We start from the raw sequence: 14546 nt of genomic DNA, 5'->3' as shown, positions 1-14546 counted from the left end.
TTATGTTTGTGGAGCTGGCGGGATTCGAACCCGCGTCCAAACAAGCAACAAATAAGCTTTCTACATGCTTAGTTTATTATTAATTTTCGACGAAATCCTGAGAATAAACACTCTGTCATCCGCTTATCATCTAAAATCTCGAAACCTATCCGATGCACTAAGGTTTCTATTCTTACTTTCCCGTGTCCCTGTATCAAACGCCGTAAGTCAAGGCTTTTGAGGGACATTCAGCTTCTATACCTAGTATAGACGTGGCGTATTCTTACTAAAATTCAGAATTATGCAGCTAAAGCGTACTCTTCGTTGCCAGTTAAAAAGTTGAAGTGCCTGATTAAAGTGAGTACACAACCTATCACTGCATGCTTACTTACCCATTGGCCTTGCTGTCAAAACCAGTCAGCCCCATAAATAAATTGTCAATAAATAATTGACGGATGCCAAATGTACAAATTTTATACCAAATAGAATTAACTTTTTCTAAACATAATTATTGAACAAATTTGAATAAATTAGAAAAAATTTAATTCACAAAAAATTTTAATAAAATGGGAAACTTAGTTAATGTACCTACATTCAAAGATCATTATGACAATTACATCAATGGTCAATTTACGCCACCTACAAATGGAAAATACTTTGATGTTGTAACGCCACTTACTGGAAAAGTTTTTACAAAAGCTGCGCATTCTTCAGAAGAAGACTTAGTAAAGGCGGTAGATGCTGCTCACGAAGCTTTCAAAAGTTGGAGTCAAACTTCGCCAACGCAACGAAGCATTATTTTGAATAAAATTGCAGATCGAATCGAAGAAAATCTACAAAATGTTGCGGCTGTAGAAACTTACGATAATGGAAAACCAGTTCGTGAAACGTTGAATGCTGATATTCCTTTGGCAATCGATCATTTCAGATATTTTGCTTCGGTAATTCGTGCTGAGGAAGGTTCTATCAACGAATTAGATAAAGATACAGTTTCAATTATTATCCACGAGCCAATTGGTGTTGTTGCGCAAATTATTCCTTGGAACTTCCCAATTTTGATGGCGGTTTGGAAATTAGCTCCTGCGTTAGCTGCTGGAAACTGTGTGGTTTTAAAACCTGCTGAATCTACTCCTATCTCGATTTTATATCTATTCGAATTAATTGGAGATTTATTACCTCCAGGAGTTGTTAACATTGTAAATGGTTTTGGTGGAGAATTAGGTCGCGCATTGGTGACAAATCCTAAAGTATCGAAAGCTGCATTTACAGGATCTACAGCTACAGGACGTTTCGTGATGCAATATGCAACAGAAAATATTATTCCGGTTACCTTAGAATTAGGTGGAAAATCACCAAACGTGTTCTTCGAATCTGTGATGGATCATGATGATGATTTCTTAGACAAAGCAATTGAAGGTGCAGTATTATTTGCACTTAATCAAGGTGAAATTTGTACGTGTCCTTCGCGATTATTGATTCAAGAATCTATTTATGATAAGTTTATTGCACGAGTTGTAGAACGTGTAAATATGATTAAAGCAGGAAATCCTCTTGATCCAGAAACAATGATTGGTGCGCAAGCTTCTCAAATTCAATATGACAAAATTTTAAGTTATATTAAATTAGGAAAAGAAGAAGGTGCAGAAGTTTTAACTGGTGGAGATGCTAATCATTTACAAGGAGATATCGAAAATGGTTATTACATCAAACCAACATTATTTAAAGGAAATAACAAGATGCGTATTTTCCAAGAAGAGATTTTTGGACCTGTGTTAGCTGTGACAACTTTTAAAGATGAAGCAGAAGCGATTGAGCTTGCTAATGACACAATTTATGGTTTAGGAGCTGGTGTTTGGACGCGTGATGCACATCAATTGTATCAAATTCCACGTGCTATTCAGGCTGGTCGTGTTTGGGTTAATCAATATCATAGTTATCCTGCTGGAGCGCCTTTTGGAGGTTATAAACAATCTGGAATCGGACGTGAGAACCACAAAATGATGTTAGATCATTATCGTCAAACTAAAAATATGTTAGTTTCTTATAGCAAAAAGAAATTAGGTTTCTTCTAAATCAATAATTAATTAAAAATCTCAAAAAAATGAAACGTGTTGATGCAACTGAAAAAGCGATTAATTTATTGAATGAATTAAAAGCAAAACATGGCGATTTAATGCTTTATCAAGCAGGAGGATGTTGTGAAGGAACACAACCACAATGTTTCAGAAAAGGAGAATTTTATCTTCGATACAAAGATGTTTGCATTGGAGAAATTGATGGAGTAGAATTTTGGATTGACAAAGATTTGTTCGAATATTGGAAACATGCACATTTCGAATTAGATGTAATTGATGCAATTGGCGCAGGAGGTTTTTCGTTAGAAGTTCCGCTTGGCAAAACATTTAAAGTCAATTATCGAATATTCTCTCAAGAAGAACTTAATCAATTAGACGAAGTCAAAATCAATTTATAAAAGAAAAGCCATTTGCAATGCAAATGGCTTTCTTATTTATGATAGAAATAATTTTATCCTAAAACTTCAATCGCTTTGTTGATACGCGCAATCGTTTCCTCTTTTCCTAAAGTTGCCATAATTACAGGAACATCTGGTCCTTGTAATGCACCAACTAAACTAAGACGTAAAGGCATTCCAATTTTTCCAAATCCAATTTCTTGCGTTGTAACAAATTCTGCCATTGCATCGTGTAAAATTTCTGACGTAAATTCTGATGAATTTAAAACATCAACAAATTTTCTTAAAATCTCTTTCGAATCATCTTTCCAAGCTTTTTTAGCTGCTTTTTCATCGTAAGTAGAAGGAGCTATATAAAAGAATTGACCTTGTTCGTAAATATCTTTTACAAAGTTTGCTCTTTCTTTTAACAATTCAACCACTTTTGCGTCTAAAGCTGGATTAGCTTCGATTCCGTTTTCTTTTAAAACTTCTTCGAAAGATGGCAATAATTCTTCAACAGATTTTTGTTGTAAATATTGATGATTAAACCAAGTTGCTTTCTCTGGAGAAAAACGTGCGCCCGATTTTGAAACTTTTTCTAATGAAAATAATTGAATCAATTCTTCCATTGTAAAAATCTCTTGATCAGTTCCAGAATTCCATCCCAATAAAGCTAACATATTCAACACTGCATCTGGGAAATAACCTTCTTGTTTGTATCCTTTTGCAATTCCTTCTTCTGTTTTCCATTCCATTGGGAAAACTGGAAATCCGTGTTTGTCTCCATCACGTTTACTTAATTTTCCTTTTCCTTCTGGTTTCAAGATTAATGGCAAATGTGCGAAACGAGGCGCTTCCCAACCAAATGCATCATACAATAATTCGTGCAAAGCCATTGATGGTAACCATTCTTCTCCACGAATTACGTGAGAAATTCCCATCAAATGATCGTCCACAATATTGGCTAAGTGATACGTTGGCATTCCATCAGATTTAAACAAAACTTTATCATCTAAAGTTGACGCATCAATCGAAATTTTTCCACGAATCAAATCATCCAATAAAACTGTACGCGAATCATCAATTTTGAAACGAATCACATAAGGCGTTCCATTCTCAATTAAAGCTTTTGTTTCAGCTTCTGTCATTGATAACGAGTTTTTCAACTTTCCTCTTGTCGACCAATTATAAATAAATGTTTCTTTATTTTCTTCTGCTTTTGCACGTGCAGTGTCTAATTCTTCTGCCGTATCAAACGCATAATATGCATTTCCAGAAGCTAATAATTCGTCTACATATTGTTTGTAGATTTCTTTACGCTCTGATTGACGGTAAGAACCTAAATCTCCACCAAAACCAACACCTTCATCAGGAGTTAAGCCTAACCATTTCAACGAATCGATAATATATTGTTCAGCACCTTCCACATAACGTGTTTGGTCTGTATCCTCTATTCTTAATAAGAATTTTCCGTTATTATGTTTTGCGAAAAGATAATTGTATAACGCAGTACGGACTCCTCCGATGTGTAACGCACCTGTTGGACTTGGCGCAAATCTTACACGAACTTCTTTTGCCATTGTAATCAAAATTTTTGCAAATTTAAGTCGTTCAATTCTATAATAGATATTTATTTTAAATAATATTCTATTTTTTATCTTCGTAAAACGAAAATTCAACAAAATAAAACCACATAAAAATGAAATTATATACAATAGAAACAGGAAATTTTAAATTAGATGGCGGTGCCATGTTCGGAATTGTACCAAAATCGATTTGGAATAAAACCAATCCTGCTGATGATAGAAATTTAATCGACCTTGCGATGAGATGTCTATTAATCGAAGATGGTAAACGATTAATATTGATTGATACAGGAATCGGAACTAAACAAGATGCAAAATTCTTTGGTTTTTATTATTTATGGGGCGATGCTACTTTAGATAACTCTTTAGCCAAACATGGTTTTCATCGCGATGATATTACAGATATTTTCTTGACGCATTTGCATTTTGATCATTGTGGTGGCGCAATTCAATACAACAAAGAGAAAGATTATTTAGAAGCTTCATTCAAAAACGCAAAATTTTGGTCGAATGCGAATCATTGGGATTGGGCAGTAAATCCAAATCCACGTGAAAAAGCGTCTTTCCTGAAAGAAAATATTTTACCTCTACAAGAAAGTGGACAACTTAATTTGATTGATTTGCCTCAAAATGGATCTATTTTAGAAAATTCTCCACTTGGTTTTGATATTTTATTTGTGGATGGACATACCGAAAAGCAAATGTTACCAATCATTACATATAAAAGCAAAAAAATAGTTTATATCGCAGATTTAATCCCAACTGTAGGGCATATTCCATTAATTTATGTAATTGGGTTTGATACACGACCTTTAATAACAGTTGAAGAAAAAGGAACGTTTTTACAAAAAGCAGTCGAAAATGAATATATTTTGTTTTTTGAACATGACCATGTCAACGAATTAGCTACGTTAAAATTAACAGAAAAAGGGGTTAGATTAGATCAAACCTATTCATTTTCAGAAGTTTTTGATTCAATTTAAAATCAATTTCATAACCGAAATGATTTCACAAATTCAGAAAAATATTTTCATACCTTTGTGTTGTCATTTAAAAAAATTATAGAAGCATGGGATGTGGATCTTGTGGAACTTCTAATGGCCTTCCGAAAGGATGTAACAATAATGGTGCTTGTGGCACTGATGGTTGTGGAAAATTATCAGTTTTTGATTGGTTATCGAATATGCAACTTCCAAATGGACAAGAAAAGTTCAATTTTGTGGAAGTTCGTTTCAAAAACGATCGAAAGTTTTATTATAAAAACGAAAACAACATATCTCTAAATATTGGCGATGTAATCGCTGTTGAAGGAACACCTGGTCATGATATTGGGGTTGTTACACTTACGGGTGAGCTTGTTAGAATCCAGATGAAAAAAAAGAATCTTTCGTGGACTGCGGAAGATGTCAAGAAGGTTTATCGCAAAGCGAACCAAAAAGATATAGAAACTTGGGTAGAGTTTCGTGATAGAGAAAAACAAACAATGGTTGATTCTCGAATTATGGCGAAAAACCTTAATTTGGAAATGAAAATTTGTGATGTTGAGTACCAAGGAGATGGAGCGAAAGTTACATTTTATTATACAGCAGAAGGACGTGTAGATTTCAGACAACTAATCAAAGAATACGCTGGGAAATTTGGCGTAAGAATTGAAATGAAACAAATCGGATATCGTCAAGAAGCAGCAAAAGTTGGTGGAATTGGATCTTGTGGACGCGAATTATGTTGTTCTACTTGGTTAACAGATTTCCGCTCTGTGAGCACTGCTGCAGCACGTTATCAACAATTGTCAATTAACTCGCAAAAGTTAGCTGGACAATGTGGTAAATTAAAATGTTGTTTAAATTTTGAATTGGATTCATATTTAGATGCATTAAATAGTTTTCCATCAATGGAAAGCCGTTTCGAGACTGAAAAAGGTTGGGCACATTGTGTTAAAATCGACGTTTTCAAGAAAGAAATGTGGTTTGCTTATGACAAAGGCGGAATTGTTTGGTACAAATTTTCGGTAGACGATATTCAAGAGTTTTTAGCAATCACTGCAAAAGGTCAAAAAACTGAACCTTTAGAGGATTTAGCTAAAAATGTAGAAGAATCGAAACCAGATTTTACAGATGTAATTGGTGAAGATTCTTTAGAACGTTTTGAACGTAAAGAAAAACAGAACAAAAAACGTAAAAGAATTAAGAATAATCAAAATTCTGGAAACGAAAAAGTTGCGGCGAATGCTAATAATCTGAAACCTCAGAAGGCAAAACAAAAACAGCCTAACGAGACGAAAGATAAAGCAAATCGTCCTGAAAATAAACAAGGAAAGAATCCAAATCAGTCTAAAAAGAATAATCAAAATAGACCGAACAAAAATTCGAATCCTAATCAGAATCAGCAACAACAAAATCAGCCAAAAGAGAAGCAACAGCCAACTCAAGCGAAAGAGCAACAAGCTCAACCAAATACTGATCAGCAAAAGCCGCAAGGAAATAATCGCAATCGCAATCAACAAAAGCGAAAACCGAATAATCCGAGCAATAATAGCCAACAAAATAATCAAACAAATCAGGCTAATCAGTCAACTCAACAACCAAAAAAACAACCTCAGCAAAATAATCAAAATGCTGAGCAAAAACCGAAAACTAAGGACGAGAATCAAGCAAATAATTCTCAACCGAATCCAAATAAATCGAAGAATCGAAATAAAAAAAGATTTAATCGTGGGCCAAAACCAGATGATACGCAACAGTAGTTTGCTTTTTATTTTAGTCTTTTTATTGTTTAGTTGCGAGGCTAAACATTATTATCAAGACACAAAAGATGTGAAAGACGAATGGAAGAATAATCAACCTCAAACCTTTACGTTTGATGTAAAAGATCCTAAACCTTCGGCTGTTAACATTGGATTTGTGTTAAGAAATAATACGTCGTATGAATATAGTAACTTATATTTGTTCACGAAATTCATCGATCCTAAAGGAAATGAAATGATTGATACTTTACAGTATTATATTGCAAATCCCGATGGAAGCTGGATTGGTAAAGGAATGACAACAAAAGAAATGATGTTGGTTTATCGCGAAAATTTACCAATAAAAGACTCTGGTCGCTATCAACTAAAAGTTTGGCAAGGTATGCGAACAAAAAATTTGAAAGGAATCGAAGACATTAGTTTGATTGTTGATAAAGCTGAATAATACAGAATGGAAAACAATAAAAATTCTAAAACAAGCACAACTTCTAAAGCAAAAAAGAAGTTCAATAGCTTTTCATTAGCCAAAAAAATAATCGTTACCATTTGGGTACTGTTTTTTTGTGCCGTATTAGGAATTTTCGGAATCTTTTGGGCTACATCTAACGGATGGTTAGGTGAAATTCCCAATGTACGCGATTTAGAAAATCCTGATATTTATGTTTCATCAGAAATTATTTCTTCTGATGGTGTTTTGTTAGATCGTTTCGAAGCAGAACGCAGAACACCAGTCGATTACAAAGATTTACCTCCACATTTAGTTGACGCATTGTTAGCAAAAGAGGACGTTCGTTTCTTTGATCACTCAGGTGTAGACATAAAAGCAGCAGCTCGTGCAATTACTTCTGGAGGAGAATCTGGAGGTGGTTCTACAATTACACAGCAGTTAGCAAAACAATTGTACACAAAAGATCCTTCTTCTAATAAAGTAAAACGTGTTTTACAGAAATTAAAAGAATGGGTAACTTCTGTTCAGTTAGAAAAATTGTACACAAAAGAAGAAATTATTGCAATGTATTTCAATAAGTTCGACTTTATTTATAATGCAAAAGGAATTGAATCTGCTTCTAAAGTTTATTTCAACAAAACAACGAAAGAATTAAATTTAGATGAAGCTGCAACATTGGTTTCGATGTTTCAAAATCCTGTTGCGTATAATCCTGTAAAATATCCTGAAGTTTCTAAAAAGCAAAGAAATCTTGTCTTAAAGCAAATGATGAAATACAACAAAATTTCTCAAGCTGAAGGAGAAGCCGCGCAAAATGCGCCTTTGGTTACAGATAAACAAGATATTATGAAACATGATGAATCACATTCAGCATATTTCAAATCTGCTTTGAGAAAGGAAATTCAACAATGGATGGTTGATTATGAGAAAGAAACAGGAAAATCTTATAACCTTGAAAAAGATGGTTTAAAAATCTATGTAACGTTAGACTCAAGAATGCAAAATTTAGCTGAAGAAGCGGTTAAAAAACAATTAAAAGTTTTACAAGATCAATTCTTTGGAGAGCAACGTGGACGTAGTTTAGCACCATTTTATAATATTTCTGCTGCAAAAAGAACACAAATCTTTAAGCAAGCAATGGCTCGTACAGATTTATACAAAAAGATGAAAGCCGAAGGAAAATCTGAAGCTGAAATTGAAACTGTTTTCAATACACCTCGCGACTCTGTTCAGTTCTTTACATGGAACGGAATTCAGTACAAAAAAGGGAAAACATTGATGGATTCAATCGAATATCACAAACATATTTTACAAGCTGGTTTGATGTCAATGGATCCAAAAGATGGAACAATCAAAGCTTGGGTTGGAGGAATCGATTGGAATTATTTCAAATTTGACCACGTAAAACAAGCACGTCGTCAAGTAGGTTCTACGTTCAAACCGTTTGTTTATGCAACAGCTATTAACCAATTAGGATTAACACCTTGTCATACCGTTTCTAATGAGAGAATACCAGGAAAATGGTCTCCTCGAAATGCTAACGGTAAATATGGTGGATCTCAAGATTTAAGAACTGCATTAGCTTATTCAACAAATATTGTCGCTGCCCGTTTGATTATGCAAACAGGTGAAGAACCTGTAATTCAAATGGCTCGGGACCTTGGAGTTGAATCTCCTATCGTAAAAGATCCTACAATTGCATTAGGTTCTGCTGACTTATCTTTATATGAAATGGTTGGTGCGATGAGTGCTTTTGCTAATGGTGGTATTTACATTAAACCCCAATTAATCTTAAGAATAGAAGATAAACAAGGAAAAGTTATCAAAGATTATACACCTCAAACACGAGAAGTTGTTAATGAAAACGTAGCGTACACTATGATTGATTTGATGAAAGGTGTTATAGACAGAGGTTCTGGTGCGAGATTAAGAAATCGCTACGGAATGACTGCCGAAATTGCTGGTAAAACAGGTACAACAAACGAAAACTCTGATGGTTGGTTTATGGGATTAACACCAAATTTAGTTACTGGAGTTTGGGTTGGTGCAGAAGACCGATTTGCTCACTTTGCGAGTACAGCCACAGGGCAAGGAGCCAATACAGCTATGCCAATTTGGGCTTATTATATGCAAGGCGTTTACAAAGAAGGAGGTAAATTTGGGGTAACAGTTGGAGATAAATTTGACAAACCTAAAGACATTGAAAAACATTGGGATTGTTCGAATACATACGGATTCCATCAATATGATGAAATGTATGATCCAGGTCCAATTATCGAAGGAAGTGGTAGTGAAAGCGTAGGCGAAAACTATGAAATTCCTGATGAAGAAGGTCAATAATTAAATTGATATAAACAAAATAGCCACTCAAAATTGAGTGGCTATTTTTATTAGTTATAATTCCTCTTTTTCGTCTTCGTTATCAAACTGATTGTTGTACGCTTCACGCTCTTGTGCCAATTTCTTTTCGCGTTGTTTTTTCTTATAGTCTCGAATCGTCATATAGGTTAACAACACAACAAGCGCTGCAACTAAAAAATAATTAACATACGTAAATAAGTTCGTAATTGTATCAGTTACCACCTCATCTGGCGTTACAACAGCGTTTTCTTCCATAGGAAATATTTTTTATTGATAGAATTCTTTCGGATATTCTACCATTCCATTCACATTTTTTAGAGCTTCTTCAATCAACTCAATTGCCATGCAGTTCTCATCTGGAACATCAAAAGGTAACTGAATATCAAAATCAGATGCTTTTCTGTAACCAAATTTAGGATAATAAGTTGGATGACCTAATAAAATAACAGATTCAAAACCTAATTCTTTCGCTTTATTATGAGCAAATGCTATTAAATGACCACCAATTCCATTTCCTTGATAATTAGGTAAAACCGCTACAGGAGCAAGTGCTAAAGAATCGTAAGAAGAATCCGAATGATTAATTTTAATTTTTGTCAATAAAATATAACCAACAATCATCTCATTCATTTCAAATACCAAAGACAATTCAGGTACAAAACCATCAGAATCTCGTAATCGCTCTACTAAAAATTGTTCACGATGATCACTATATTCTTCATTTTCAAATGCCTTTTCAATCAATTTAAAAACTTGTTCATAATCTCTCTTCTCCTCTTTTATAATATTCATTCCATCATAAATTAATTAACCTTATAAAATTAGAAAAAGGTTTTAACAAAACAAACAACAAATCGTATCTTTGTCGTTTATAGTTTTTAAGCAAATGAGTCAACCAAAAAGATATACAATTACAGCGGCTTTACCTTATGCTAACGGACCATTGCATATTGGTCACATGGCAGGTGTTTACGTTCCTTCTGATATTTATGCACGTTTTTTACGAAGAAAAGGAAAAGATGTAGCATTTATTGGAGGTTCTGATGAACATGGTATTCCAATTACAATTCGTGCCAAAAAAGAAGGCGTTACACCTCAAGACATTGTTGATCGTTACCACGAAAATATCAAAAATACATTGACAAATTTTGGTGTGACATTCGATATTTATTCTCGTACAACATCAGATAAACACAGAGAAGTTGCACAAGATTTCTTCAAAACGTTATATAACAACAACAAGTTTACAGAAGATGTTACGGAACAATTTTATGACGAAGATGCGCACGAATTTTTAGCAGATCGATACATTCGTGGTGAATGTCCGAAATGTGGAAACACAGATGCTTATGGAGATCAATGTGAAAAATGTGGATCAACATTAAGTCCAGAAGAATTGATTAACCCTCGTTCTGCTTTATCTGGAAATACACCAATCAGAAAAGAAACTAAAAACTGGTATTTGCCATTAGATCAGTACCAAGATTTCTTATCAAAATGGATTTTAGAAGGTCACAAAAATGATTGGAAATCGAGTGTTTATGGTCAAGTAAAATCTTGGTTAGACGATGGTTTGAAACCTCGTGCAATGACACGCGATTTGAACTGGGGAATTCCTGTTCCAGTAGAAGGTGCTGAAGGAAAAGTAATGTATGTTTGGTTCGATGCACCGATTGGTTACATTTCTTTCACGCAAGAATGGGCAGAGAAAAACGGTAAAAATTGGAAAGATTATTGGCAAAATGAAGAAACAAAATTGGTTCATTTCATCGGAAAGGACAATATCGTTTTCCACTGTATCATTTTCCCAACTATGATGAAAGCGCATGGCGATTACATTATGCCAGACAATGTTCCTGCAAACGAATTCTTGAATTTAGAAGATGATAAAATATCAACTTCTCGTAATTGGGCAGTTTGGGCACACGAATATTTAGAAGATTTTCCAAATCAACAAGATACATTACGTTATGTGTTAACGGCGAATATGCCTGAAAATAAAGACAATAACTTTACGTGGAAAGATTTCCAAACGAAGAATAATTCTGAATTAGTTGGAATTTTAGGAAACTTTATCAACCGCGTAATGGTTCTTTCTCACAAATATTACGAAGGAATTGTTCCTGCAAAAACAATTGAATTTGAAGAATTAACTGAAATCAAATATTTTGCAAAACGCATTGGTGATCATTTAGAGAAATATGAATTCCGTGCTGCATTGACAGAATATATGAATTTGGCTCGTCTTGGAAATCAATTTTTACAAGCGCAAGAACCTTGGAAAAAAGGTGATGATCCTGAAACTGTGAAAGGAATTATGTATGCCGCTACGCAAATTGCTGCTGCATTAGGACAATTAGGAGAACCATTTATTCCATTCGCTTCTGAGAAAATGTTGGCTATGATGAATGTAGAAAAAATGAGCTGGGACGATTTAGAATCAACAGACGAATTTGTAAAAGCTGGACATCAATTGGGACAGTCTGAATTAATTTTTGCAAAAATTGAGGACGAAGCCATCGAAGCACAAATCAATAAATTAAACGAAAGTAAAGTCAAAAATAATATGACAAATCCAAACGCAGAGCCTCAAAAAGAATTAATTTCTTTTGACGATTTCCAAAAAATGGATATCCGTATCGGAACTATTTTAGAAGCGAAAAAAGTTGAAAAAGCAGATAAATTATTCGAACTAAAAGTAGATACAGGAATGGACGTTCGTACAATTGTTTCTGGTATTGCAGAACATTTTACGTTAGAAGAAATCGTAGGAAAACAAGCAATGGTTTTAGCAAATTTAGCGCCTCGTAAAATTCGTGGAATCGAATCGAACGGAATGTTATTATTCGCTGATAAAGCGGACGGAAAATTAACGTTTGTAAATCCAGAAGAAGAAACGCCAAATGGTGTTCAGGTTGGATAGACTTAGATTTTAGATATAAGTATTGAGATATTAGAAAGCCACTTCGATGAAGTGGCTTTTGTTTTATTTTAGTTTAAATTCAGTTGCAATAACATATTGATTATCTAAAATTAATAACTGATTTTTAAACTTTTTCGGCTCTCCAAAAGTTTTAAATTTGATATTATTTTCAATAAAAAATTTCTCTATCTCATTAATTATTGAAAATGGAGCGTTCAGAAATTTACCATTTCCTTCATTTATATTCTTTAAAAAAGTTTCAAAATCTAAATTTGATTTGTTTAAATAATCTTTTAATTCTCGAAAGCCTAGAACTCTATTATGAATAATCCTTTCTATATTTTCTAGAAAAAAATCTATGTTTTGTGGTTTTGAATTTAAGAAAATTTCTAAAAAACTTTCATTGTAATCAATTAATAATGGGTGGTCAGTAAACAACAATAACTTACATTTATTCTTTTCTTTTAAGAAAGCTTCCTTTTTACCAAGAAAATCAAAACGATAATTAATATTCTCAAAAATTAAAGTGATATAATTTGTATTAAAATCGTTAATTCTTATAAATTGATTATTTAAATCGTTAATTGTCATTAAAAAAATTTTCTAAGGATGTTCTGGAAAAGTAAACGAATCACCTTGATTTGGTTTATTTTTTCGTTGAGTTGGATTGTCTTCTTTTGTTATTTGATGCTCATTCAATTCATGTGCTGCTGTAAACGAAGTAACCATTGTATTCAGCATTTCCGAAGCGGCAGTTGGCGAATTTGGTAACAAAACTAATTTGCTTCCAGATTTTTCTCCAATCGCTTGCAATGTATCATAATGTTGCGTCACCACAATTAACGCAGAAGCTTCTTGCGACGTAATTCCTGCTCCATTCAATACATCAACCGATTCTAATAAACCTTTTGCAATTTCACGACGTTGATCCGCAATACCTTGTCCTTGCAAACGCTTCGATTCTGCTTCGGCTCTTGCTTTTTCTACAATCAAAATACGTGCAGCATCACCTTCATATTGCGCCGCTAATTTTTCACGTTCAGCTGCATTAATACGGTTCATCGCATGTTTTACTTGCTCATCTGGATCAATATCGGTTACCAACGTTTTGACAATTTCGTAACCATATGAATTCATAGCTTCTTGCAATTCACTTTTTACAGCAACCGCAATATCATCTTTCTTCTCGAAAACATCATCTAAACGAAGTTTTGGAACCTCAGCTCGAACAACGTCAAAAACGAAAGAAGTTATTTGTGTATAAGGATTATCTAATTTGTAAAATGCATCATAAACTTGAGTTTTGATGACTTGATATTGAACAGAAACTTTCAATCGAACAAATACATCATCTTTTGTCTTCGTTTCGACAACAACATCTAATTGTTGAATTTTAAGAGACATTTTTCCAGCAATTCTGTCTACAATCGGAATTTTGAATTGTAATCCTGGGTTACGAATACTATTAAATTTCCCGAAACGCTCAATAACAACCGCAGTTTGTTGTTTTACTGTAAAGACGAATAAAAAAAGGAAAATAATTCCAAGAAAAACGATCACGCCTAAATATCCCATAAGTTTTAGTGTTTTGAATTTGTTGGATTAAGATACAAAAAAAATTAGGAATGTTAAGTTATAACATTCCTAATTCGAATTTTGCTTCTTCGCTCATCATATCTCTATCCCAAGGTGGATCGAACGTAATTTCTACGTAACATTTCGTTACATATTCTATCTCTTCTACGCGCTGTTCTACCTCTAGAGGTAAACTTTCAGCCACAGGACAGTTTGGAGATGTAAGGGTCATGGTAACTTTTACTTCACCATCTGCATTCACCTGTGCATCGTAAACCAATCCCAATTCATATATATCAACTGGAATCTCTGGATCGTAAACTGTTTTGAATTTTTCAACCAATTTTTCTCCAATCGAATCTAATTGTTGTTCTGTTAATGCCATTGTTATCAACTGTTATTGTTCTGCAAATGTACGAATAGTTTAGCTTACGTGGAATTTTTCTAAATAACTATTTTTAATGACTTAAAATAAA

13 protein-coding genes and 1 other RNA gene are annotated in these 14546 nt (G+C 33.7%); 7 read left to right on the top strand and 7 right to left on the bottom strand.

The annotated features are described in order from the left end of the window. Positions 1 to 6: 6 nt before the first annotated feature. Positions 7 to 404, bottom strand: a transfer-messenger RNA (tmRNA) gene (ssrA, locus tag B4J88_RS13650). Positions 405 to 545: 141 nt separating this feature from the next. Here ssrA and B4J88_RS13645 point away from each other — a divergent pair. Beyond that, on the top strand, positions 546 to 2051 hold the full coding sequence (locus tag B4J88_RS13645; RefSeq protein ID WP_219034836.1) for an aldehyde dehydrogenase family protein: 1506 nt from the start codon (positions 546 to 548) through the stop codon (positions 2049 to 2051). A gap of 29 nt (positions 2052 to 2080) precedes the next feature. After that, on the top strand, positions 2081 to 2452 hold the full coding sequence (locus B4J88_RS13640; protein ID WP_180905490.1) for a DUF779 domain-containing protein: 372 nt from the start codon (positions 2081 to 2083) through the stop codon (positions 2450 to 2452). 53 nt (positions 2453 to 2505) lie between these two features. Here B4J88_RS13640 and gltX read toward each other — a convergent pair whose 3' ends face one another. Continuing rightward, positions 2506 to 4014: a glutamate--tRNA ligase gene (gltX, locus tag B4J88_RS13635; RefSeq protein WP_291067857.1), complete on the bottom strand. Its 1509-nt coding sequence runs from the start codon at positions 4012 to 4014 to the stop codon at positions 2506 to 2508. Positions 4015 to 4133: 119 nt separating this feature from the next. Here gltX and B4J88_RS13630 point away from each other — a divergent pair, with 119 nt between their 5' ends. The 4 genes from B4J88_RS13630 (at position 4134) to B4J88_RS13615 (ending at position 9551) form a co-directional block, all read left to right on the top strand. Further along, positions 4134 to 5003: an MBL fold metallo-hydrolase gene (locus B4J88_RS13630; RefSeq protein WP_219034838.1), complete on the top strand. Its 870-nt coding sequence runs from the start codon at positions 4134 to 4136 to the stop codon at positions 5001 to 5003. Positions 5004 to 5089: 86 nt separating this feature from the next. Further along, positions 5090 to 6763, top strand: coding sequence for a PSP1 domain-containing protein (locus tag B4J88_RS13625; protein WP_221854738.1), 1674 nt, complete (start codon positions 5090 to 5092; stop codon positions 6761 to 6763). Beyond that, the gene (locus tag B4J88_RS13620; protein ID WP_221854739.1) at positions 6747 to 7208 is read left to right on the top strand and encodes a gliding motility lipoprotein GldH; all 462 of its coding nucleotides are present in this window, start codon (positions 6747 to 6749) and stop codon (positions 7206 to 7208) included. Before B4J88_RS13625 ends, B4J88_RS13620 begins: the two co-directional genes overlap by 17 nt. 6 nt (positions 7209 to 7214) lie before the next feature. Then, the gene (locus B4J88_RS13615; protein WP_291046733.1) at positions 7215 to 9551 is read left to right on the top strand and encodes a transglycosylase domain-containing protein; all 2337 of its coding nucleotides are present in this window, start codon (positions 7215 to 7217) and stop codon (positions 9549 to 9551) included. Positions 9552 to 9605: 54 nt separating this feature from the next. Here the strand turns inward: B4J88_RS13615 and B4J88_RS13610 are convergent, their stop codons facing one another. Together B4J88_RS13610 and B4J88_RS13605 are read right to left on the bottom strand one after the other, a co-directional pair. Then, positions 9606 to 9827 carry a hypothetical protein gene (locus B4J88_RS13610; protein ID WP_291046735.1) on the bottom strand — a complete coding sequence of 74 codons (222 nt, stop codon included), beginning with the start codon at positions 9825 to 9827 and terminating at the stop codon, positions 9606 to 9608. Between the two features lie 12 nt (positions 9828 to 9839). Next, positions 9840 to 10364: a GNAT family N-acetyltransferase gene (locus tag B4J88_RS13605; protein ID WP_291067856.1), complete on the bottom strand. Its 525-nt coding sequence runs from the start codon at positions 10362 to 10364 to the stop codon at positions 9840 to 9842. 94 nt (positions 10365 to 10458) lie between these two features. Between B4J88_RS13605 and metG the strand changes: the two genes are divergently transcribed. After that, positions 10459 to 12495 carry a methionine--tRNA ligase gene (gene metG / locus B4J88_RS13600; protein ID WP_291067855.1) on the top strand — a complete coding sequence of 679 codons (2037 nt, stop codon included), beginning with the start codon at positions 10459 to 10461 and terminating at the stop codon, positions 12493 to 12495. Between the two features lie 63 nt (positions 12496 to 12558). Here metG and B4J88_RS13595 read toward each other — a convergent pair whose 3' ends face one another. Genes B4J88_RS13595 through B4J88_RS13585 form a run of 3 tightly spaced genes read right to left on the bottom strand, consistent with a single transcriptional unit; the run spans position 12559 to position 14455 of the window. Continuing rightward, the gene (locus B4J88_RS13595) at positions 12559 to 13086 is read right to left on the bottom strand and encodes a hypothetical protein (protein WP_291067854.1); all 528 of its coding nucleotides are present in this window, start codon (positions 13084 to 13086) and stop codon (positions 12559 to 12561) included. 12 nt (positions 13087 to 13098) lie between these two features. Next, a complete protein-coding gene (locus tag B4J88_RS13590; protein WP_180905499.1) occupies positions 13099 to 14070 on the bottom strand; it encodes an SPFH domain-containing protein in 972 nt (323 codons plus the stop codon). A gap of 58 nt (positions 14071 to 14128) precedes the next feature. Further along, positions 14129 to 14455, bottom strand: a complete 327-nt coding sequence (locus tag B4J88_RS13585) for an iron-sulfur cluster assembly protein (protein ID WP_038336809.1) — start codon at positions 14453 to 14455, stop codon at positions 14129 to 14131. Between the last annotated feature and the right edge of the window lie 91 nt (positions 14456 to 14546).

Origin of the sequence: Empedobacter sp. UBA5036, from assembly GCF_002415215.1 — a bacterium.
Classification (GTDB): domain Bacteria; phylum Bacteroidota; class Bacteroidia; order Flavobacteriales; family Weeksellaceae; genus Empedobacter; species Empedobacter falsenii_B.
Note: the sequence above shows the minus strand (reverse complement) of the source record. Positions and strands in the feature narration are given on the sequence as shown.

Bases quoted from the DNA above. Each gene is read 5' to 3' on its own strand.
- B4J88_RS13615 (WP_291046733.1), top strand. From the start codon at position 7,215: ATGGAAAACAATAAAAATTCTAAAACAAGCACAACTTCTAAAGCAAAA.
- B4J88_RS13625 (WP_221854738.1), top strand. From the start codon at position 5,090: ATGGGATGTGGATCTTGTGGAACTTCTAATGGCCTTCCGAAAGGATGT.
- B4J88_RS13605 (WP_291067856.1), bottom strand. From the start codon at position 10,364: ATGAATATTATAAAAGAGGAGAAGAGAGATTATGAACAAGTTTTTAAA.
- B4J88_RS13620 (WP_221854739.1), top strand. From the start codon at position 6,747: ATGATACGCAACAGTAGTTTGCTTTTTATTTTAGTCTTTTTATTGTTT.
- B4J88_RS13590 (WP_180905499.1), bottom strand. From the start codon at position 14,070: ATGGGATATTTAGGCGTGATCGTTTTTCTTGGAATTATTTTCCTTTTT.
- B4J88_RS13645 (WP_219034836.1), top strand. From the start codon at position 546: ATGGGAAACTTAGTTAATGTACCTACATTCAAAGATCATTATGACAAT.
- B4J88_RS13630 (WP_219034838.1), top strand. From the start codon at position 4,134: ATGAAATTATATACAATAGAAACAGGAAATTTTAAATTAGATGGCGGT.
- B4J88_RS13610 (WP_291046735.1), bottom strand. From the start codon at position 9,827: ATGGAAGAAAACGCTGTTGTAACGCCAGATGAGGTGGTAACTGATACA.
- B4J88_RS13595 (WP_291067854.1), bottom strand. From the start codon at position 13,086: ATGACAATTAACGATTTAAATAATCAATTTATAAGAATTAACGATTTT.
- gltX (WP_291067857.1), bottom strand. From the start codon at position 4,014: ATGGCAAAAGAAGTTCGTGTAAGATTTGCGCCAAGTCCAACAGGTGCG.
- B4J88_RS13585 (WP_038336809.1), bottom strand. From the start codon at position 14,455: ATGGCATTAACAGAACAACAATTAGATTCGATTGGAGAAAAATTGGTT.
- metG (WP_291067855.1), top strand. From the start codon at position 10,459: ATGAGTCAACCAAAAAGATATACAATTACAGCGGCTTTACCTTATGCT.
- B4J88_RS13640 (WP_180905490.1), top strand. From the start codon at position 2,081: ATGAAACGTGTTGATGCAACTGAAAAAGCGATTAATTTATTGAATGAA.